The following is a 19,375-nucleotide window of genomic DNA, read 5'->3' as shown; positions in this document are numbered from 1 at the left end:
ATCATTTGGATGGGGAAACAAAGGAGCGCTTCGGGATGAAACTGTTGGATCGCATTGCAACGATCGAGCCGCTGCGGGATGAGGCGATGGCGGCGGCGCGGGAGAGGCTCGACGCGCTGACGAAGCCGCCCGGCAGCTTAGGAGCCCTTGAGCGGCTCGCGGAGCGGATCGCCGGCATAACCGGCGAGATGCCGCCGAAGCTCGGCGGGAAGGCGGTCGTCGTCATGGCGGCCGACCACGGCGTATGCGAGGAAGGGGTCAGCGCGTTCCCTTCGGCGGTGACGGCGCAGATGGTCCATAATTTTTTGAACGGCGGCGCGGCGGTCAACGTGTTCGCGCGTCATGCGGGCGCTGAAGTCGTCTGCGTCGACATGGGCGTCGCATCGAACATCGACCGTCCGGGGCTGACGGTGAAGAAGCCGGCCTGCGGGACGGCGAACATGACGCGGGGCCCGGCGATGACGCCGGAGCAGGCCGAGGCGGCCGTGCTGGCGGGCATCGAGCTCGTCGGCGAGCTCGCCGCGCGCGGCGTCGGGCTGATCGGCGTCGGCGAGATGGGCATCGGCAATACGACGGCCGCGGCGGCGCTCACGAGCGCGCTGCTCGGCGTGCCGCCCGACGTGTCGGTCGGCCGCGGCACCGGCGTCGACGACGCCGGGCTCGCGCGCAAGCGCGACGCGGTGCGCCGGGCGCTGGCGGCGAACGGCCTGTCGCCGGCCGGACTGCCGGCGGACGCCGGAGCGGCCGCGGCGCTGGACGCGCTCGCGAAGGTCGGCGGCTTCGAAATCGCCGGCATGGCCGGCGTCTGCCTCGGCGGCGCGCTGTACCGGCTGCCCGTCGTCGTCGACGGGTTTATTTCGACGGCGGCGGCGCTCGCGGCCGCGCGGATGTCGCCGCTCGCGGCGTCGTTCCTGATCGCGTCGCACCGCTCCGAAGAGCCGGGACACAGCGTCGTCTTGGACGCGCTCGGCCTCGAGCCGATGCTCGAGCTCGACATGCGGCTCGGCGAAGGGACGGGCGCCGCGCTGTGCCTGCGCATCGTGGAGGCTGGCGTCGACATCCTCGGCTCCATGGCGACGTTCGCCTCCGCCGGCGTGTCGACGAAGCTCGCCGCGGAAGCTTCGGAAGCGGAAGCCGGGGCGGGGGCGTAGGGCGATGGTCGTAGCGATGGTGACGGGCGGGGCGCGCAGCGGGAAGAGCGCCTTCGCGGAACGGTACGTCGAGCGATACGCCGAGGAAGGCGTCTACGTGGCGACGGCGCAGGCGTTCGACGAGGAAATGAAAGACCGCATCGGCCTGCACCGCTCGCGGCGCGATGCGGGTGGATTCCCATGGAAGACGATCGAAGAGCCGCTGCGACTGCCGGAGCTGCTCGAGGCGCTCGATTTCGAATACAACGTGTACCGGTCCGGGCATACGGCGGTGCTTGTCGATTGCCTGACGTTATGGCTGTCGAACGTGCTGCTCCAGTGCGAGGGCGAGCCGGACGCGGAGGCGCGCTGCCTCGCGCGGGTGGACGAGCTCGTCGCCGCGCTGCGGCGGTTCCAAGGAACGATCGTGCTCGTGACGAACGAGGTCGGCCTCGGCGTCGTGCCGCCTTCGCCGCTCGGCCGTTTGTTCCGGGACGTCGCCGGCCGCATGAATCAGAAGGTGGCCGCGGCGAGCGAGCAGGTGTTTCTCGTGACGGCGGGCATCCCGATCGAGCTGAAAAGCCGGGAGTTTTTGCTGTGAGCGGCTGGTTCGGCGCGGGCGCCGCGGGCGAATGGCTGTGGTGGTTCACGTGGGAAGAAACGCTCTGGATGACGGCCGCGGCGCTGCTGCTCGACCGCATCGTCGGCGACCCCGAGCGCCTCCCGCATCCGGTCGTCGCGATCGGCCGCTGGATCCGATGGGTCGAAACGAAAACGTATGTTGCGCAGCCGAAGGGGCGGTCGATCCTGTTCGGCGTTTTTCTTTGCGCGTCGACGGTGGCCGTGAGCGCGCTGACCGCGTATGCGGTCGTACGCGCGTGCGCGTGGGTGCATCCGTGGCTCGGCTATGCGTCGAACGTCTGGCTCGTGTCGACGACGATCGCTTGGAAGGGGCTCGCCGACGCGGGGCTGCGCGTGTACCGGCCGCTCGCGGCAGGCGACCTGGAGGAAGCGCGGTTGTACACGGGCTACATCGTCGGCCGCGACACGGCGGAGCTGGACGAGGGCGAGCTGACGCGCGCCGCGGTAGAGACGGTCGCGGAAAATACGGTCGACGCGGTGCTGTCGCCGGTCGTCTTCGCGCTGCTCGGCGGAGCAGCGGGCGCGTTCGCGTATCGAGCGGCGAATACGCTCGATTCGATGGTCGGCTACCGGAACGAGAAGTACCGGTGGTACGGCAAGGCGTCGGCCCGCTTGGACGACGCCCTCAATTACGCGCCGGCGCGGCTCGCCGGCGCGCTGCTTGCCGCGGCCGCGGCGCTGCGCGGCGCCTCCGCGGGAGGCGCGCTGCGGGCGATCCGGCGCTACGCGAAGCTGCACCCGAGCCCGAACAGCGGCATTCCCGAGTCGGCCGTGGCGGGCGCGCTCGGCGTTCGGCTCGGCGGCGTGAACCGGTACGGCGGCGTGGAGAGCCGGCGCGCCTACATGGGCGAGCCGCTCCGGCCGCTCGGCAAGGAACATATCGCGCAAACCGTCGGGCTGCTGCACGCGTTCGGCGCTTTGCTGCTGGGAGGGTTGGCATGCGCGGCGGCTTGGGTCACATGGGGGATTGGATAAAAGCGGCGTCGGCGGCGGTGCGGCTCATGACGTGCGTGCCGGTGCCGGATTTCGGCGCATGGAACGAACGGGTGCTGCGGCGCAGCATCGTGTTTTACCCGCTGGCGGGCGCCGTCGTCGGCGGAATCGTCGGCGCGGCGTACGCGCTCCTGCCGCTCGCGCTGCCGGAGGCGGCCGCGGCGGCGGTTGCGACGGCGCTGTGGGTATGGGCGACGGGCGCGCTCCATCTCGACGGGTGGATGGACGTCGCGGACGCGTTCGGCAGCCGCCGCTCCCGCGAGCGGATGCTGGAGATTATGAAGGATCCGCGCGTCGGCGCGTCGGGGGCGGCGGCAGGCGCGCTGCTGTTGCTGGGCAAGTTCGCGTTCGTGCTGTCGCTGATGGAGTATACGGCGGCGGGGAGCCTGTGGATGGCCGCGGCCGTCGCGGCGGTGCCGGTTGTCGCGCGCATGTTCGCGCCGTGGGCGGTCGTCGGCTGGCCGTACGCCGGCGGCAGCGGCGGTATGGGCGCCGCGCTGCGGTCGGCCGGATGGCGGCATGCGGCAGCGTCGCTCGGCGTCGGCATCGTCTGCGCCGCGGCGCTGCTCGCCGTCTTCGGCACGGGCGACGCGGTGATGCTGCTGCCGGCCGCGGCGGCCGGCCTCGCGCTCGCCGCGGCGGTCGGCGCGGCCGGCGCCGCATGGATCGCCCGCCGCCTCGGGGGGCTGACGGGCGACGCGTACGGCGCGCTGATCGAAGGGCTGGAGCTGGCGCTGCTGCTCGCCCTCGTCGCGGCGGGGCATTCCGCTTGACGCGGGCAGACGGTTCGCGGGGAGAGGCAACGACAACGGACAGAAGAACGGGGGCATCGATCGAGATGTTGGAGCGTTACGGACACGGCGGCGATTTGGAGACGGCCTCGAGCTTGTACGGGCGGGCGCCGGACGATTTTGTCGATTTCAGCTCGAATATGAATCCGTGGGGGCCGCCGGAGGGCGCGCGCGCCGCGATGCTGCGGGCGTGGGAGCGCGTCGGCGCCTATCCCGACCCGGCGGCGCGAGCGCTGCGCCGCGCGCTCGCGGAGCGGCACGGCGTGCCGATGGAGGCGATCTGGGTCGGCAACGGCGCGGCGGAGGCGATCGATCTCGCGCTGCGCGCGATCGCGCCGAAGCTGGCGGCCGCGGCGGCGCCCGGATTCGCCGAATACGAAACCGCCGTCGCCCACGCGGGCGGCCGGCTGCTGGACCTGCCGCTGTCGCCGGACGACGGCTTCCGGGTGACGCCGGAGGCGGTGCGCGGCGCGGCGGCGCAAGGGGCGGACGCGATCGTGCTCGGCCATCCGAACAACCCGACGGGCCGGACGCTCGACGAGGACGCCGCGGAGGCGGCGCTGGACGCGTTCCGGAACGTCGTCGTCGACGAGGCGTTCCTCGATTTCTCGCCCGACGAGGAGCGGCGCACGCTCATCCGCCGCGCGGCGGAGCGGCCGGGGCTGTTCGTTACGCGCTCGATGACGAAGTTTTACGCGATTCCGGGCCTCCGGCTCGGCTATGTCGTCGCGCATCCGGACGAGATCCGGCACATCCGCGGGCTCGCCGTGCCGTGGAGCGCGAACGGCATCGCGCTCGAGGTCGGGGCGGCGGTGCTCGCGGACCGCGAGTTCGCGGCGCGGACGCTCGCGTGGCTGCCGCCCGAACGGGCATGGCTCGCGGAGCGGCTCGCCGCGCTCGGCCTGCGCGTGTTCCCCAGCGCGGCGAACTTCCTGCTCGTCCGGCTGCCGGAGGACGCAGGGACGACCGCGGCCGACGTGCAGGCAGCGCTCGGCCGCGACGGCGTGCTCGTGCGCAGCTGCGCGACGTTCCGCGGGCTGGACGCGTCGTACATGCGCGTCGCCGTGAAGCGCCGCGAGGCGAACGAGCGGTTGCTCGCGGCGCTCGCCGCGTATTTCGCGGAGCGGAAGGAGTCGATGCGCGGATGAGGTCCGCCGAAGAACGGTTATGCCCGACGATCATGGTGCAGGGGACCGCGTCGGACGTCGGCAAGAGCCTCCTCGTGACGGCGCTGTGCCGCATTTTGGCCAATGACGGGTACAAGGTGGCTCCCTTCAAATCGCAAAACATGTCGCTCAACTCCTTCGTGACGCCCGACGGCAAAGAAATCGGCCGCGCGCAGGCGGTGCAGGCCGACGCGTGCCGCGTGCCGGCGACGACCGACATGAACCCGATCTTGCTCAAGCCCACCGGCGAGCGGCGGTCGCAGGTCGTGCTGCACGGGAAGCCGCTGCGCGACTACGACGCCGTCGAATACCGCGAGAAGTATTTGCCGACGGCGGAGCGGTACGTGCGCGAGGCGCTGGAGCGGCTGCGGCGAGCGCATGACGTCGTCGTCATGGAAGGCGCCGGCAGCCCGGCCGAGGTCAACCTGCGCGACCGCGACATCGTCAACATGCGCGCGGCCGCCTGGGCCGACGCGCCGGTGCTGCTCGTCGCAGACATCGACCGCGGCGGCGTGTTCGCTTCCATCGTCGGCACGATGGCCATACTCCGTCCCGACGAGCGCGAGCGGGTGAAAGGCTTTATCATCAACAAATTTCGCGGCGACCCGTCGCTGCTGACGAGCGGCCTCGAGTGGCTCGAGGCGGAAACCGGCAAGCCGGTGCTTGGTGTCGTGCCGGTGCTGCCGGACATCGGGCTCGAGGACGAGGATTCGGCGTCCCTCGACGCGAAGCGCGGCTTCGGGCGCAAGGACGGCGCGGCGCTCGACATCGCCGTGCTCCGGCTGCCGCGCATGTCCAATTTCACGGACGTCGACGCGCTTGCCGGAGAGCCGGACTCCACCGTCCGGTTCGTCAGCCGCCTCGAGGAGTGGGGCGAGCCCGACGCGGTCGTCATCCCCGGAACGAAGAACACGCTGCTGGACCTCGCCGCGCTGCGGGAGCGGGGCCTGGACGAGCGGCTGCTGCGGTACGCCCGGGAAGGCGGGCGCGTTGTCGGCATTTGCGGCGGCTACCAGATGCTCGGCTTATCGCTGGACGATCCCGACGGCTTCGAGTCGTCGGAGTCGGCGGTCCGGCGCATGGACGGACTTCGCCTGCTGCCGATGGATACGGTGTATACGGCGGAAAAGCGCACCGAGCGCGTCCGCGGGACGTTCCTCGGCTGGACCGGCGGCGACGGAACAGGGGCAACGCTTCCGGCGGAAGGCTACGAAATTCATATGGGGCGGACGACGTTCCGCGGATCGGTCCGCCCGCTGTTCCGCTTCGAGACCGAGTCCGGCCCGCTGTTCGACGGCGCCGCCGCCGCGGACGGACGCGTCTGGGGCACGTATTTGCACGGCGTGTTCGACAACGACGAGCTGCGCCGGGCGTGGCTGAACGCGCTGCGCGCGGACAAGGAGCTGCCCCCGCTGCCGATCGGCTACCGCCACCGCGAGCGGCGCGAAGCGGCATTCGAGCGGCTGGCGGCGCATGTGCGCGCGCATGTGAATTTGCCGGCGATTTATGAGATCATAGGATTATAAATCTTAGAATGTTATTACGACTGGAGGCGAGTCGATTGAAAATATATACGAGAACCGGCGACAAAGGCCAAACGGGCGTCATCGGAGGGCGCGTGCGCAAGGACGACGCGCAAGTAGAAGCGTACGGCACGGTAGACGAGCTGAACTGCTTCGTCGGCGTCGCGATGGCGGGCATGGATCGGACGAAATTCGAAGACATGCTGGAGGAGCTGCTGACCATTCAGCACGAGCTGTTCGACTGCGGCTCGGATCTCGCCATTTTGAAGAAAGAAGTTCGTCCTTACAAAGTGACGCCCGACATGGCGGAGCGGCTCGAAACGTTGATCGACAAATACGACGCGGAAACGCCGGACATTACGCGCTTCATTCTGCCGGGAGGCTCACCCTCGTCGGCCGCGCTGCACGTGTGCCGCACCGTCTGCCGCCGCGCCGAACGGCGCGTCGTGACGCTCGCGGAGCGCCAAGAGATCAACGAGCATGTGCGCACGTATTTGAACCGGCTGTCCGATCTGTTCTTCACGCTCGCCCGCGCGGCGAACGTCCGCGAAGGCGGCGCCGACGTCGAGTACGCGCGCAGCGCGGAAGTGTTCCGGCGCAAGAGCGACCGATGACGGAGCCGACGAAGCTCACGTACGTCGTCCCGCCGGAGCAGTCGGGCTGGAAGCTGCGTTCCGTGCTGCTCACCGGCATGGGCCTCTCCCGCAAGCTGCTCATTCGGCTGCGCGGCATGGAGGGCATGATCCGCGTGAACGGCTCGTCGGACGTGCTGTACCGGCCGCTGCAAGCGGGGGACACGGTCGAGGTCGAGCTTCCGGTGGAAACGTCCGACACGATTTTGCCCCAGCCGATGGACATCGAGGTCATCCACGAGGACGACTACCTGCTGATCGTCAACAAGCCGGCCGGGCTGATCGTGCATCCGACCGTCGGGCATTACACGAATACGATGGCGAACGGCATCGTCCATTATTGGCAGGCGAAGGGCGAATCGTACAAGTTCCGCCCGATTCACCGGCTCGATCAAGACACGTCTGGCGTCATCGCCGTGGCGAAGAACGGCTACGCCCACCAGTTCGTCAGCGAGCAGTTCCAGAAGGGCGAAGTGAAGAAAACGTATATCGCCGTCGTCTACGGACGCGTCGAACGGGACGCCGGCGTCATCGAAGGACCGATCGACCGCGACCCGGACGAGCCGCATGTGCGCATCGTGACGCCGGGCGGCGCGCCGTCGACGACGCATTACGAGGTCGTCGAGCGGTTCACGGCGGCGACTGTCGTGCGCGTCAAGCCGGTAACCGGCCGCACGCATCAAATTCGCGTCCATATGAAGCATATCGGGCATCCGCTCGTGGGGGACGGCTTGTACATCGATCCGGACATCCGCCCCGCCGCCGCGCCGGCGATCGAGCGGCAGGCGCTGCACGCGGAGACGCTGTCGTTCATCCATCCGGATACGAAGGAGCGCGTGCTGTACGCGGCGCCGCTCGCCCCCGACATCGCCGCGCTCATCGAATCGTTGCGCGAACCATCGTTGCGCGAAATTGAGGAGGAAACCCCATGAAGCTAACCGCCTACATTTATCCGAAATGCGGAACGTGCCGCGAAGCGGTCAAATCGCTCGAAGCGAAAGGGCACGAGCTCGAAAAAATCAATCTGTTCGAAACGCCGCCGACGGCCGCGCAGCTGAAGGAATTTTTGCGCCGAAGCGGCCTTCCGGTCAAGAAGCTGCTGAACACGTCCGGCGAAGTGTACAAGGAAATGAACCTGAAAGACAAAATTCCGACGATGAGCGAGGACGACATTCTCGAGCTGCTCGCGTCGAACGGCCGGCTGATCAAGCGCCCGATCGTCACGGACGGCGAGCGTGCCACGGTCGGTTACAAGGAAGAGCAGTTCGCGGAGGTATGGCCATGATCGTGCAGCCGTCCGACCGGCTGCGGCGGCTCGGCTCGTCGATTTTCAGCGAAATCGCGGAGTGGAAGGCCGAAGCGGTCGCGGCGGGTTTCGACATTATCGATCTCGGCATCGGCAGCCCCGACAAGCCGCCTGTCGAACCGGTGCGGCGAACGCTGTCGGAGGCGGCGCTTCGCGAAGACGTGTACGGCTACCCGACGTCGGAGGGGAGCCTTGCGTTCCGGCGCGCCGCTTGCGACTGGCTCGCTCACCGCTTCGGCATCGACATCGATCCCGCAAGCGAAGCAACCGTGCTGATGGGCTCGCAGGACGGCCTCGGCCACCTGGCGCTCGCGGTCACGAACCCGGGCGATCTCGCCATCGTGCCGGATCCGGGCTACCCGATCTACGGCGCGGGCCTCGTCGTCGCGGGCGTCGAAGCGTACCCGGTGCCGCTGCGAGAGAGCAACGGCTTCCTGATCGATTTCGATGCGATTCCCGAAGACGTCGCCCGCCGCGCGAAGCTGATCGTCGTCAATTACCCGAGCAATCCGCTCGGCGCCGTCGCGGATCGTTCGTTCTATGAAACGTTAATTTCGTTCGCTAAAAAATATAACATCTTAATCGTTCACGACGCTGCGTATTCGGAGCTCGCGTTCGACGGCTACAAGCCGATGAGCGTGCTCGAGCTGCCGGGCGCGAAGGACGTCGCGATCGAATTCCACTCGGTGTCGAAAAGCTTTAACTTGGCCGGGCTCCGCCTCGCGTACGCCGTGGGCAACGCGCAGGCGGTGCAGGCGCTTCGCGCGCTGAAGTCGAACCTCGATTACGGCGTGTTCCTCGCCGCGCAGGAGGCCGGCATCCGCGCGTTCGCGGCGGATCTGTCGAACGAGGGCGCGAAAGCGGCGGCGGTGTACGAGTCCCGGCGCGACGTCTTTGTCGAAGCGATGCGGGAGGCCGGATGGCATGTCCCGAAGCCGAAAGCGACGATGTTCATCTGGGCGCGCATCCCCGAAGGGTGGACATCTCGACAAATTTCCCAGGAAATTTGTCGCCGAACCGGAGTCGTTGTCGTGCCGGGCAGCGAGTACGGTGTCGAAGGAGAAGGATATGTGCGCATCGGCCTCGTGCAGGAAGAGTCGAAATTGCTGGAAGCGGCTCGCCGAATCGGTACCTTTTTCCGGGAGCATGGTTTAACGGTTTCTTACTAGCCTTCTATGCTATAATGCTAGAAAAGCAGGAACCAACATGCAGGCAAAGGGGAATGTTCCAAAGTGTCCAATTCGTTGTTATTGGTCGACGGCATGGCGGTGCTGTTTCGCGCCTATTTCGCTTCCGCGTACGGCGGCTACGTTCGCAAGACGAAATCGGGCGTGCCGGTCAACGCGATCCACGGATTCGTCCGCTATTTATTCGATGCGGTTCGTACATATGAGCCTACTCACGTCGCCGTCTGCTGGGACATGAGCAGCCGCACGTTCCGCACGGAGCGCTACGCCGCCTACAAAGGCAACCGCCCGGAGGCGCCGGACGACCTCATCCCGCAGTTCGACCTCGTGAAGGAAGTCGTTGAGGCGATGGACGTCCCGAACGTCGGAGTGCTCGGGTACGAAGCGGACGACTGCATCGGCACGATCGCCCGCAAGTACGGAGAAGAGATGGACGTGCTCATTTTGACGGGCGACCACGATTTGCTGCAGCTCGTCACCGAGCGCGTGAAGGTCGTTATGTTGAAAAAAGGGTTCGGCAATTACGCGGTGTACGACGAAGCGCTGTTGTACGAGGAGAAGCAGCTGAAGCCGGCGCAGGTGATCGATCTCAAGGGGCTGATTGGCGACAGCAGCGACAACTACCCGGGCGTGAAGGGCATCGGCGAAAAAACGGCGACGAAGCTGCTCGCGGAGTACGGAACGATCGAGGGCATCTTGGAAAACTTGGAGTCGCTGTCCTCATCGGTGCGGAAGAAAATCGAAGCGGATCTCGACATGCTGCATTTGAGCCGGGAGCTCGCGACCATTCACTGCGAAGTTCCGCTCGAGTGCGACATCGACGCTTGCCGGTGGGCGCCGGATCCGGAGCGCGTCGGCGCGAAGTTCGAGGAGCTCGAATTCCGCAGCTTGCTGAAGGACATCGTATAGGAGCGCGCGAAAAAGCGGCATCGGACTTGCGGATTTCCGCAGCCGATGCCGCTTTTTCGGTTGGAGCGCACAGAAAGACTACATGCGGACGTCGAAGGCGCTTTCGTTCCCCTCTTCGTCATGCGTCTTGTGCGAACCGGGAAATTGGCGAGGCAGCCCTTCGTGAAGCTCCCGATTCTCGTAGTTGAACCGATTCGGCGGACGCTGGTCTTCGCGCCACGGGCCGCTTTTGCCGATCGACTCGACCGGCAGGCTCGAGCCGTACGGCCCTTCGGGAAATTCCTCGAAAGTCAGGTCGTTGCGCTGCGATTCTACCGTCGCGAGGTCGGTGTATTCCGAGCGGTCTTCTTTCAGAAACGCCATGAAAAAACCTCCTTCCCGGTATGTCGTTAGCGTGTCCGGGAGGGAGGTTTTTCATGATGCGAAATTCGCCGCGCCCGTCATTCCGGGTACGATATCGGACCGATCACTTCGGAGAGAAATTGATACAGCTCCTCCGCCTGCTCTTCGTTCAGACGGAAGCGATGCTCGAGGTAGCCCTCTTCCTCCAGGTCGTCGGGACCGATAATGGCGGAAATGCCGCTTTGCATGTCGATGACCAGCTTTTTGCCGTAAAACCGGTTGGTCGTCGTAATCGCCAAATCGAATCGGTTCAGCTTCGGCGTCACCATCGTGACGTACCTCGTGCTCGTTTGCTCCGTGCTGTCCGACAAAAAATCGAACTCGTTCGACATCGGCTCCCCTCCTTGCCGAGAAACTTTTTCCAGCCGCGTCACGTATAAGTAAGTAACCACGTTTATTATAGCGGAGCGGAACGGTTCCGGCAAAACGAACGACGGGAGGGAGAAGAATGCGGCTGATCCGAGCGGCGGTATTGTGGCTGATGGATGTGATGGTGGCGGTGTTTATCGGTCCGATCGAGCGCGGCCGCAGGGCGCGCGAGGTGCGCAAGCTGGCTGCGCGGCGCGGCGTCTACGCGATGGTGTTCGCGGGGGTCGTGGCGTTGGCCGCGACCGTCTACGTCATCGCTTGGCGCTGGCCTTCGGCTGTACCGTATTAAGCCGTCGGCGTTCGACCGCGGGCTTGCCCTTATCTGGCAGTCTGCCCAAATTCTTCTTGTCACCGTTTCGGCTCCGTGATATAGTATAGGCAATTGAACGATTCGAACGGGGAAGCACCTCTCTTACATGCGTAAGAGGGGTGCTTTTTTGTTGTCGTTCAACCTATATTCGCCTATTGGAAGGAGCGGTATGACGGATGAATTGGGTGTTCATGAACAGCTTGCAGAAGCGGACGGAGGACGATCGGGTGGTGCAGGCGCAGGTGACGATCGGCGAGGACGCGGGCGTGTGGCATGTGTATTGGAACGAGCCCGGCGCGGACGGCGAGCCGACGGAGACGTGCTGGTTCGAGGGGGCGGGGTGGAACGAGATGCTCACGGCGTTCCGCGGGCAGCTGCTCCTCAAGATGGCGGACGGATACGCGCCGCTGCTCGACAACGTCGTCGGCGACGTCCAGTCGATGACGGGCCGGTCGGAGTGGGTGCAGAAGCTCCAATATTACGGCGATGCCTTCAAGAACGAGGCGGTGTACGAGTCGCTGCGGGAGTGGCGCCGTAAGCAGGCGAGCAAGGACGGCAAAGCGCCGTATATGATCGCGACGAACCGGCTGCTCGCGATGCTGAGCGCGTTCCTGCCGAAGACGGAGGACGAGCTCGTGCAAATTCCGGGCTTCGGCCCCTTCAAGGCGAAGCTGTACGGCAAGGAGCTGCTGGCGATCACGGGCGCGGCGCCGCGGGAGACGACGTTCCCCCTCGATTGGGTGCCCGACCGGATCGACTACGCGCAGTACAAGCTTTGGCTGCATCAACAGCAGGAGGCGTACCTCGAGCGCGAGAAGCTGCGGAAGGCGCAGCGAAGCGCGGTGCTGGAGGCGGCGGCCGGCGGGGGCAGCTTGGAGTCGCTCGCCGAGAGCGCGTCGCTGCCGCGTCGGGAGGCGGTGGCGCTCATGGAGGAGCTCGAGAAGGAAGGCTACGACGTCGACGCGATCATCGCCGCGGAGACGAAGGAGCTGCCGCCGGAGCAGCAGGCGCGCGTGATGGCGCTGTTCTCGCAGGCGGGCGACCGGTATTTGAAGCCGATCCTGCAGATGCTGAACGAAGAGGAGCTGTGGAAGGACGTGCAGCCCGACCGCGCTTACGAGTGGCTGCGGCTGCTGCGCATCCGTTACCGGCGCGGGAAGAGCGCGTCCTCCGCGAAGGCGGGCTGAAGCCATCGAAGCAACCCATCGTAACGGGTTGCTTCTTTGCGGTGTGCCACGCACCTCGGAATATTCGCCAAGGAAGGTCGGAATATCCCATATTCGTCGAGGCAGGACTTCTATATAATGGTAGGTAGGGGAAAAGAAAGCGCTACCAATAGGTAGAAGAGGGGGAGATGCGCGTTGCCGAACGCAGAGAAGGCGGCGCCGGATTGGCGAGATCCGCGCGTGTTGGAGCGGAACGTCGAGCCGCCGCGGGCGAATTGGATTCCGTACGAGGACGAAGCCGCGGCGCGGGCGGGCGTGCGAGAACGGTCGAAATATGTGCTTATGCTGAACGGGGAGTGGTCGTTCCGCTACGGCGGCCATCCGGAAGACGTTCCCGACGCGTTCGCCGATCCCGGCTACGACGTATCGGATTGGGCGACGATCCCGGTGCCGTCCAACTGGCAGCTGCACGGGTACGGGATTCCGCACTACAGCAGCTGCCCGTATCCGTTCCTGCTCGACCCGCCGAACGTGCCGTCGAACAATCCGACCGGCTCGTACCGGACGACGTTCGAGACGCCGGCGTCGTGGGCGGGCCGCGATCTGCGGCTCGTCTTCGAGGGCGTCGATTCGGCGTTCCACGTGTGGGTGAACGGCCGGCTCGTCGGGTACAGCCAAGGCAGCCATTATACGAGCGAATTCGATATTTCCGCGTACGTGCGCGAGGGTGTCAACGTGCTGGCGGCGAAGGTGTACCAATGGTCAGACGGCACGTACTTGGAGAGCCAAGACAAATGGCGGATGAGCGGCATTTTCCGGGATGTGTACGTGATGGCTCAGCCGAAGACGACGATTCGGGACGTCGCCGTCCGGACGTCGTTCCCGCGCGGATACGACGAAGCGGCGCTCTCCGTCCGGCTTCGACTCGCGTCGCCGCCGGAGGCGCGCGGCAGCGAGGCGCGCGTGCGCATTCGGCTGGAAGACGGTGCGGGAAGGGAGCTGTTTGTCCGAACGGAATCTACAACGCTTACGCAAGACGGCGAGCATGGCGATACGGCGCGGGTCTGGGAACAGACGGTGACGGCGCCGCGGCTGTGGACGGCCGAGACGCCGAATATGTACACGCTCTTGATTTCCTTGCTCGACGGCGAAGGCCGCGAGCTCGAGGTCAAGCGTGTCGGCGTCGGGTTCCGGGACCTTCGAACGGAGAACGGCCGGTTTCTGGTCAACGACCGTCCGATCACGATCAAGGGCGTGAACCGCAACGAGTTCGATCCGCGCCTCGGGTACGTGACGACGCCGGAGTCCATGAAGCGGGACATCGAGCTGATGAAGCGGCACAACATCAACGCGGTTCGGCTGTCGCATTACCCGAACGACTCCCGCTGGCTGGAGCTGTGCGACCGGTACGGGCTGTACGTCATCGACGAGGCCGATTTGGAAACGCACGGCTTCCACTTCGCGGAGGACGAAAGCTTCCTCTCGAAGCATCCCGACTGGGAGGAGGCGTACGTGCAGCGCGCCCGCCGCATGGTGGAGCGGGACAAGAACCACCCCAGCATCATCCTGTGGTCGCTCGGGAACGAGTCCGGCTACGGCGCCAATCACGACGCCATGGCCGCCTGGGTTCGGGAGGCCGATCCGACGCGTCCCATCCATTACGAGCGCGCCTACGACGCGCCGATCGTCGACGTCGTCAGCCGCATGTACCCTTCGGTAGAGACGATCGTCGAGGAAGGGCGGAAGGACGATCCGCGCCCGTTCCTCATGTGCGAGTTCGCGCACGCGATGGGGAACGCCGTCGGCAATCTGAAGGAGTATTGGGACGCGATTTACGAGCACCCCCGCCTGATGGGCGGACTGATTTGGGAATGGTCGGACCTGGCGATCGAGCGGATCGGCGAAGACGGCGCCGCGGCGTACGCGTACGGCGGCGACTTCGGGGAAGAGCCGCACAGCGGGAATTTCTGTCTCGACGGCCTGCTGTTCCCGGACCGCGGCGTCAAAGCCGGCATTCTCGAATATAAGAAGGTGATCGAGCCGGTGAAGGTCGAAGCGTTCGACCCGGCCCACGGGCGCTTGACGTTACGCAATCGTTACGACTTCGTCACGTTAAGTCATCTGCGCGGCGCATGGACCGTCTACCGGGACGGCGTTCCCGTCGAGAGCGGAACGCTCCCCGAGCTGCGCACGCCGCCCGGGGAAGCGGAAACGGCGACCGTCCCGTTCCGAGCCGCCGATGCGCGCGAGCCGGGAGAATATTGGCTGCACGTTTCGTTCGCGCTGAAGGAGGACGCGGTTTGGGCGGGGCGGGGGCACGAGATCGCTTGGGCCGATCTGGCGATCACCGCGGTCGAAGCGCCGACTCCGCGCCCCGCGCGGCATTCCCCGCTCGCCGTGCTTGAGGGAGAGAGGCAAGTCGAGGTGCTGGGCAAAGGGTTCCGCCTCGCGTTCGACCTGCGGGAAGGCGTCCTGCGAAGCTGGGAGGCGCACGGCGCGCAGCTGCTGACGGAGGGGCCGAAGATCAACCTGTGGCGGGCGCCGATCGACAACGACGTCCATCTGAAGAAGGAATGGAAGAAGGCGGGGTACGACCGGATCGTCCGGCAGCCGCAGAGCGTCGCGATCGACGCGGACGCCGCGGCGGACGGCTCGTTCCGCATCGTCTTCCGCGAATTGCTCGGCGCGCGGGGGCTGCCGCCGCTGTTCCGGAGCGAGACCGCGTATCGGGTGCACGGCTCCGGCGACATCGAGGTGGAAGCGGAAATCGTACCGTGCAGAGCCGAGTTGCCGCCGCTGCCGCGGTTCGGCGTCGAATGGCGCATGTCCGCCGCGTTCGACCGGTTCCGCTGGTTCGGCCGCGGCCCGCACGAGTGCTACCCGGACCGGAAGGAGAGCGGGAAGCTCGGGCTGTACGAAGGGACGGTGCAGGAGCAGTTCGTCCCGTATATTCGGCCGCAGGAGAACGGCAACAAAGCGGACGTCCGCCGCGCGTCGCTGACGGACGGAGACGGGGTCGGCATCCGGCTCGACGGCGCGCCGACGTTCGACATGAGCGTTCATCACTACAGCGCCGAGGAACTCGCCCGCGCGACGCACGTGCACAAGCTGACCCGGCTCGACGAGACGATCGTGAAGATCGACTTGCGCCAAAGCGGCATCGGCAATCACAGCTGCGGGTACGCTCCGACGCTGGAGAAATATTTGATTCGCCCGGACGCTCCGCTGCGGCTCGCGTTCCGGATGCGCGCCGTTTCGCCGGGGCAGCCGGAACATCCCGTCTAACAAGCGTCCGGAACACTCCTGCGATTCTTCTACTAGAACGCAGGAGTGTTCTTTATTCCCGGTTTCGCTTCCGCCGCATGCGAAGATCCGATAGAATGGGTGTAATCGGTGAGGCTCCGTTATCGACGAAAGGCAGGTAGACGTTCATCATGATACGCTCGCTCGCCGCGGGGTGGACCAAGCTCGCATCGGTGTTCTCCCGCATCCGCATGGTGCTCTTCCTCAGTTATTTCCTCATCATTTTGATATGCATCGCATCGGTCGGCGCCGTGTCGTTTTATATTTCCAATCGGCAGGTGTCCGAGCAGGCGGAACAGGCGAATTTTCAGATCGGACGGCAAATCGAGCTCAGCATGGACAACGATTTCCGAAACAAGCGATACCTGCTGCTTGCTCCGTATTACGATCAGCGCTACATCGACGGCATCAACGATTACGACGAAATGGCGGAGCAGGAGAAATTTTTGTTCCGTCAGCAGCTGGGCGATTTATATTTGAAAAGCTTCAACACGACGCCGATCGAAGGCTTCATTCGGTTTCAAATTTACGCGGACGACGGGCAGCTGCTGAACGCATCGGACAACCGCCGGCCGTGGACGGCCGAGCAGGTGCTGGGGCAGGAATGGTATCGGAAAACGGTGGCGAAATTCGGGAAGGTTCATTTCAGCGGACCGATTCAAGACGCAGGGGCGCCGGAGAACGCGGCGTACAGCTCGTCGATCCTTATTCGCGATTTCGCCAATCCGGACGACTTCATCGTCGTCCGCGTGGAATACAGCAACGAGCTGTTTCGACGCATCAGCCGCAACAATCACGTGTCCGAGCGAAGCTTGCTCATGATTTTGAACGAACGCAACCTTCCGGTGTACTTGTCCGATCCGGAGCGGGCGGAAGCCGCGGATCCGGAGCTTCTGGCGCGTATCGCGCAGGGGACCGGCAAGTTCTGGTGGGGAACGGGGGACGCGGAGGCGCTAGTGTTCTATACGCACTCGGAGTATTCCGGTTGGAAAACGGTGCTCGTCACGCCGAAATCCGAAATTACCGGTCCGCTGGAGCGCATCAAGACGGCCACCTTCTTGACGGCGATCGCCGCGTTCGCGCTGACGGGTCTCATCTCCCTGTATTTCGGCCGCCGCATCGCGAAGCCGATTCTAAGTTTGTACAAATCGGTCAGCCGGGTGAAACGGGGAGATTTTTCGGAGCGGGCGCCCGTGTTTCGGAACGACGAAATCGGCCGCATCGCCACGAACTTCAATGAAATGCAGAGCGAGCTGCAGCACTTGATCGAATCGAAGTATATCCATCAAATCAAGCTGCAGGAAGCGGAGCTCGCGATGCTGTACTCGCAAATCAATCCTCATTTTCTGTACAACACGCTGGATATCGTTCGGGCGCAGGCCGATTATTACGGCGTGCAGGATATCGGGCGCATGGCCCAGTCGCTGGCGGACATGTTCCGATACAACCTGCGCGGCGGCGGGGACGGGATGGTCACGCTGCGGGACGAGCTGGAGCAAATCGATTCGTACATGAACATCCAGCAAATTCGTTTCGAAGACAAGCTGGGGTACGAGACGGACGTCGAGGAAGAACTGCTCGGCTTCCCCTTAATCAAGATGACGCTGCAGCCGCTCGTCGAGAACGCGGTGTTCCACGGCATCGAACGAAAGCGGGGCCGAGGCGTCATCCGGCTGACGGCGAAGCGGGAAGGCGGCGCGGTGCGAATCGCGGTCGCCGACGACGGGGTCGGCATGCCGCCCGAGCGGCTCGAAGCGCTCCGGGAGGAGCTGTACAAGCCGCTGTACTCGGATCGCGGCGCCGGGACGGGCAGGCGGCTGCTGGGCCTCGGGCTGCGGAACGTCTACGCCCGCTACGCCATTAGGCTCGGGGAACGATTCTCGCTGACGGTCGAAAGCGCGCCGAACGAGGGCACCGAGGTGTCGCTGACGCTCCCGGAGGACGCGCGGCCATCCGAGCAGACGCTGCCGGCGGCGAGTCGAAATATTCAACACTAGGAGTCGAAATCATCCATATTGCCCGCGAAAGCGCTTGCTTATAATTGGGATGTAAGCGATTCCAATCAGTGGGGGGTTATCCCGATGAAACAAGTCAAACTGGTATTTTTGCTGCTCATCGTCCTTGCCGTCGGCTTCGTAGCCGGCTGCGGCGGCGGCGCGGGGGGAGATACGAACGCATCGACCGCGCCCGCGGCGTCGGACGGCGGCCAAGCCAAGGAGTCGGCCCCGGCGCCGGCGCCGGAACCGGAAAAGAAAAAGGATCCGGTCACGCTGACCTTCGTCATCGCGAACACGGTCGACGCGACGCCGTACAACAAAATTTTCGAAGAGTACACGAAGCAAACCGGCAACAAGATCGAACTGCAAGCGCTGCCGGGCGGCGATTTCGACAACATGATGAAAACGCGGTTCTCTACCGGCGACTTCCCGGATTTGTTCCTGATGCAGCCGGGCACGAAGCAGAACATCAAGCTGCGCGCGGAAGAGACGCTGTACGAATGGTCCGGCGAAGCCGGCGTTTGGGATCGCGTGCTGCCGAACATTAAAGAGTTCCAGACGACGACCGACGGGAAAATTTACGGCGTGCCGTTCGGCGCGACGGGCATGATGGGCGTGTATTACAACAAAGACGTCTTCGCGCAGGTCGGCGTCGAGCCGCCGAAAAACTACGCGGATTTCCTCGAGATCGCGAAGAAAATCAAAGCCGCAGGCATTACCCCGATCTACGAAGGCGTGAAGGACGGCTGGCCGCCGCAAATTTTCTACTTGACGGGCTGGGTGTCCTACGTCGACCAAGAAATCGGGCCGGACGGCGTCAAGAAGCTGGACACGAATCAGCTGAAGCTCGCGGACATCCCCGCGGTTCGGGACTTGTTCGCGAAGTCCAAAGAGCTTAAGGAGCTTGGGTTGTACCAAGACAACACGCTCGCCGGCACGTTCGACGAGATGCAAAACCTGATGGGCGAAGGCAAAGTCGCGATGGCGTTCATGCTGGACGGCATCATCCCGCAGCTGGAGAAGAAATTCGGGAAAGAGTTCGTCACGAACAGCATCGGCTTCTTCCCGTTCCCGTCCGCGACGGACGAAGGCACGGCGCTGCTGACGCCGCCGAACCAGCTGATGATTCCGAAAGACGCGAAAAACGCCGAAGCGGCCGTCGAGCTCGTCAAGTTCATGGTGTCCCCGGAAATGGTGGATCTGTACTACGCGACGAATCCGGGCATTCCGATTTTCAAAGACGCCAAGAGCACGTTGTACCCGGTGCAGGAGACGGTGCAGACGTTCATCGACGCAGGCAAAGCGCAGATCAACGTGCAAAACCGGCTGTCCCCGACGTTCGCCGACCTGCAGAAGACGCTGCAGACGTTCTTCATCAACGGCGACATCGACGCAGCGATTCAAGAGTTCTCCGCGAACTACGAGAAGGACGGCAAAGCGAAGAGACTGCCCGGCTTCGAATAACGGCCGCTACTTCTGCGACTCGCCGCTGCGGAGCTGAGGCTGCCGGCCGGACGTTCCGGCCGGCGGCCCTAAGCAGCTTAGATGG

General features: G+C 64.9%; 18 protein-coding genes. 16 read left to right on the top strand and 2 right to left on the bottom strand.

What is annotated here, in order from left to right; genetic code table 11:
* The first annotated feature begins 35 nt into the window (after positions 1–35).
* The 11 genes from cobT (at position 36) to VE009_RS02420 (ending at position 10,279) form a co-directional block, all read left to right on the top strand.
* Entirely contained in the window at positions 36–1,151 is a 1,116-nt protein-coding gene (gene cobT / locus VE009_RS02470; RefSeq protein WP_325005804.1) for a nicotinate-nucleotide--dimethylbenzimidazole phosphoribosyltransferase, read from the top strand.
* A 4-nt stretch (positions 1,152–1,155) separates the two neighbouring features.
* A complete protein-coding gene (gene cobU, locus VE009_RS02465) occupies positions 1,156–1,731 on the top strand; it encodes a bifunctional adenosylcobinamide kinase/adenosylcobinamide-phosphate guanylyltransferase (RefSeq protein ID WP_325005803.1) in 576 nt (191 codons plus the stop codon).
* On the top strand, positions 1,728–2,747 hold the full coding sequence (gene cbiB, locus VE009_RS02460) for an adenosylcobinamide-phosphate synthase CbiB (protein WP_325005802.1): 1,020 nt from the start codon (positions 1,728–1,730) through the stop codon (positions 2,745–2,747). Before cobU ends, cbiB begins: the two co-directional genes overlap by 4 nt.
* Complete coding sequence (locus tag VE009_RS02455; RefSeq protein ID WP_325005801.1) at positions 2,711–3,538, top strand: adenosylcobinamide-GDP ribazoletransferase; 828 nt, start codon at positions 2,711–2,713, stop codon at positions 3,536–3,538. Before cbiB ends, VE009_RS02455 begins: the two co-directional genes overlap by 37 nt.
* Before the next feature lie 65 nt (positions 3,539–3,603).
* Positions 3,604–4,704 (top strand): threonine-phosphate decarboxylase CobD, encoded by a 1,101-nt coding sequence (cobD, locus tag VE009_RS02450; protein ID WP_325005800.1) that lies wholly within the window; start codon positions 3,604–3,606, stop codon positions 4,702–4,704.
* Positions 4,701–6,248 carry a cobyric acid synthase gene (locus tag VE009_RS02445; RefSeq protein ID WP_325005799.1) on the top strand — a complete coding sequence of 516 codons (1,548 nt, stop codon included), beginning with the start codon at positions 4,701–4,703 and terminating at the stop codon, positions 6,246–6,248. The genes cobD and VE009_RS02445 overlap by 4 nt, the downstream gene beginning before the upstream one ends.
* Positions 6,249–6,283: 35 nt before the next feature.
* Positions 6,284–6,859, top strand: a complete 576-nt coding sequence (locus tag VE009_RS02440) for a cob(I)yrinic acid a,c-diamide adenosyltransferase (protein WP_325005798.1) — start codon at positions 6,284–6,286, stop codon at positions 6,857–6,859.
* Positions 6,856–7,809: an RluA family pseudouridine synthase gene (locus tag VE009_RS02435; protein WP_325005797.1), complete on the top strand. Its 954-nt coding sequence runs from the start codon at positions 6,856–6,858 to the stop codon at positions 7,807–7,809. The genes VE009_RS02440 and VE009_RS02435 overlap by 4 nt, the downstream gene beginning before the upstream one ends.
* On the top strand, positions 7,806–8,162 hold the full coding sequence (locus VE009_RS02430) for an arsenate reductase family protein (RefSeq protein WP_325005796.1): 357 nt from the start codon (positions 7,806–7,808) through the stop codon (positions 8,160–8,162). The genes VE009_RS02435 and VE009_RS02430 overlap by 4 nt, the downstream gene beginning before the upstream one ends.
* A complete protein-coding gene (locus VE009_RS02425) occupies positions 8,159–9,352 on the top strand; it encodes an aminotransferase class I/II-fold pyridoxal phosphate-dependent enzyme (RefSeq protein WP_414694759.1) in 1,194 nt (397 codons plus the stop codon). Before VE009_RS02430 ends, VE009_RS02425 begins: the two co-directional genes overlap by 4 nt.
* 63 nt (positions 9,353–9,415) lie before the next feature.
* Positions 9,416–10,279 (top strand): 5'-3' exonuclease, encoded by an 864-nt coding sequence (locus tag VE009_RS02420; RefSeq protein WP_325005794.1) that lies wholly within the window; start codon positions 9,416–9,418, stop codon positions 10,277–10,279.
* A gap of 78 nt (positions 10,280–10,357) precedes the next feature.
* Here the strand turns inward: VE009_RS02420 and VE009_RS02415 are convergent, their stop codons facing one another.
* Both VE009_RS02415 and VE009_RS02410 read right to left on the bottom strand, forming a co-directional pair.
* Positions 10,358–10,642: a hypothetical protein gene (locus VE009_RS02415; RefSeq protein ID WP_325005793.1), complete on the bottom strand. Its 285-nt coding sequence runs from the start codon at positions 10,640–10,642 to the stop codon at positions 10,358–10,360.
* A 77-nt stretch (positions 10,643–10,719) separates the two neighbouring features.
* Positions 10,720–11,013: a DUF3055 domain-containing protein gene (locus tag VE009_RS02410; protein WP_325005792.1), complete on the bottom strand. Its 294-nt coding sequence runs from the start codon at positions 11,011–11,013 to the stop codon at positions 10,720–10,722.
* A 116-nt stretch (positions 11,014–11,129) separates the two neighbouring features.
* Here VE009_RS02410 and VE009_RS02405 point away from each other — a divergent pair, with 116 nt between their 5' ends.
* The 5 genes from VE009_RS02405 to VE009_RS02385 all read left to right on the top strand — a co-directional run bounded on the left by VE009_RS02405 (position 11,130) and on the right by VE009_RS02385 (position 19,290).
* Positions 11,130–11,339, top strand: a complete 210-nt coding sequence (locus tag VE009_RS02405; protein ID WP_325005791.1) for a hypothetical protein — start codon at positions 11,130–11,132, stop codon at positions 11,337–11,339.
* Between the two features lie 197 nt (positions 11,340–11,536).
* Positions 11,537–12,547, top strand: coding sequence for an HRDC domain-containing protein (locus VE009_RS02400; protein ID WP_325005790.1), 1,011 nt, complete (start codon positions 11,537–11,539; stop codon positions 12,545–12,547).
* A gap of 174 nt (positions 12,548–12,721) precedes the next feature.
* A complete protein-coding gene (locus VE009_RS02395) occupies positions 12,722–15,811 on the top strand; it encodes a glycoside hydrolase family 2 TIM barrel-domain containing protein (protein WP_325005789.1) in 3,090 nt (1,029 codons plus the stop codon).
* 149 nt (positions 15,812–15,960) lie between these two features.
* Positions 15,961–17,826 (top strand): sensor histidine kinase, encoded by a 1,866-nt coding sequence (locus tag VE009_RS02390; RefSeq protein WP_325005788.1) that lies wholly within the window; start codon positions 15,961–15,963, stop codon positions 17,824–17,826.
* Positions 17,827–17,910: 84 nt separating this feature from the next.
* The gene (locus VE009_RS02385; RefSeq protein WP_325005787.1) at positions 17,911–19,290 is read left to right on the top strand and encodes an ABC transporter substrate-binding protein; all 1,380 of its coding nucleotides are present in this window, start codon (positions 17,911–17,913) and stop codon (positions 19,288–19,290) included.
* The last annotated feature ends 85 nt before the right edge of the window (positions 19,291–19,375 follow it).

Origin of the sequence: Paenibacillus sp., assembly GCF_035645195.1 — a bacterium.
GTDB lineage: Bacteria > Bacillota > Bacilli > Paenibacillales > YIM-B00363 > Paenibacillus_AE.
The sequence above is the reverse complement of the archived record's forward strand: the minus strand, read 5'-3'. Positions and strand labels throughout refer to the sequence as shown.

Coding starts and splice junctions, on each gene's coding strand:
- cobT (WP_325005804.1), top strand. CDS start 36: ATGAAACTGTTGGATCGCATTGCAACGATCGAGCCGCTGCGGGATGAG.
- cobU (WP_325005803.1), top strand. CDS start 1,156: ATGGTCGTAGCGATGGTGACGGGCGGGGCGCGCAGCGGGAAGAGCGCC.
- VE009_RS02455 (WP_325005801.1), top strand. CDS start 2,711: ATGCGCGGCGGCTTGGGTCACATGGGGGATTGGATAAAAGCGGCGTCG.
- cobD (WP_325005800.1), top strand. CDS start 3,604: ATGTTGGAGCGTTACGGACACGGCGGCGATTTGGAGACGGCCTCGAGC.
- VE009_RS02445 (WP_325005799.1), top strand. CDS start 4,701: ATGAGGTCCGCCGAAGAACGGTTATGCCCGACGATCATGGTGCAGGGG.
- VE009_RS02435 (WP_325005797.1), top strand. CDS start 6,856: ATGACGGAGCCGACGAAGCTCACGTACGTCGTCCCGCCGGAGCAGTCG.
- VE009_RS02430 (WP_325005796.1), top strand. CDS start 7,806: ATGAAGCTAACCGCCTACATTTATCCGAAATGCGGAACGTGCCGCGAA.
- VE009_RS02425 (WP_414694759.1), top strand. CDS start 8,159: ATGATCGTGCAGCCGTCCGACCGGCTGCGGCGGCTCGGCTCGTCGATT.
- VE009_RS02415 (WP_325005793.1), bottom strand. CDS start 10,642: ATGGCGTTTCTGAAAGAAGACCGCTCGGAATACACCGACCTCGCGACG.
- VE009_RS02410 (WP_325005792.1), bottom strand. CDS start 11,013: ATGTCGAACGAGTTCGATTTTTTGTCGGACAGCACGGAGCAAACGAGC.
- VE009_RS02405 (WP_325005791.1), top strand. CDS start 11,130: ATGCGGCTGATCCGAGCGGCGGTATTGTGGCTGATGGATGTGATGGTG.
- VE009_RS02400 (WP_325005790.1), top strand. CDS start 11,537: ATGAATTGGGTGTTCATGAACAGCTTGCAGAAGCGGACGGAGGACGAT.
- VE009_RS02390 (WP_325005788.1), top strand. CDS start 15,961: ATGATACGCTCGCTCGCCGCGGGGTGGACCAAGCTCGCATCGGTGTTC.
- VE009_RS02385 (WP_325005787.1), top strand. CDS start 17,911: ATGAAACAAGTCAAACTGGTATTTTTGCTGCTCATCGTCCTTGCCGTC.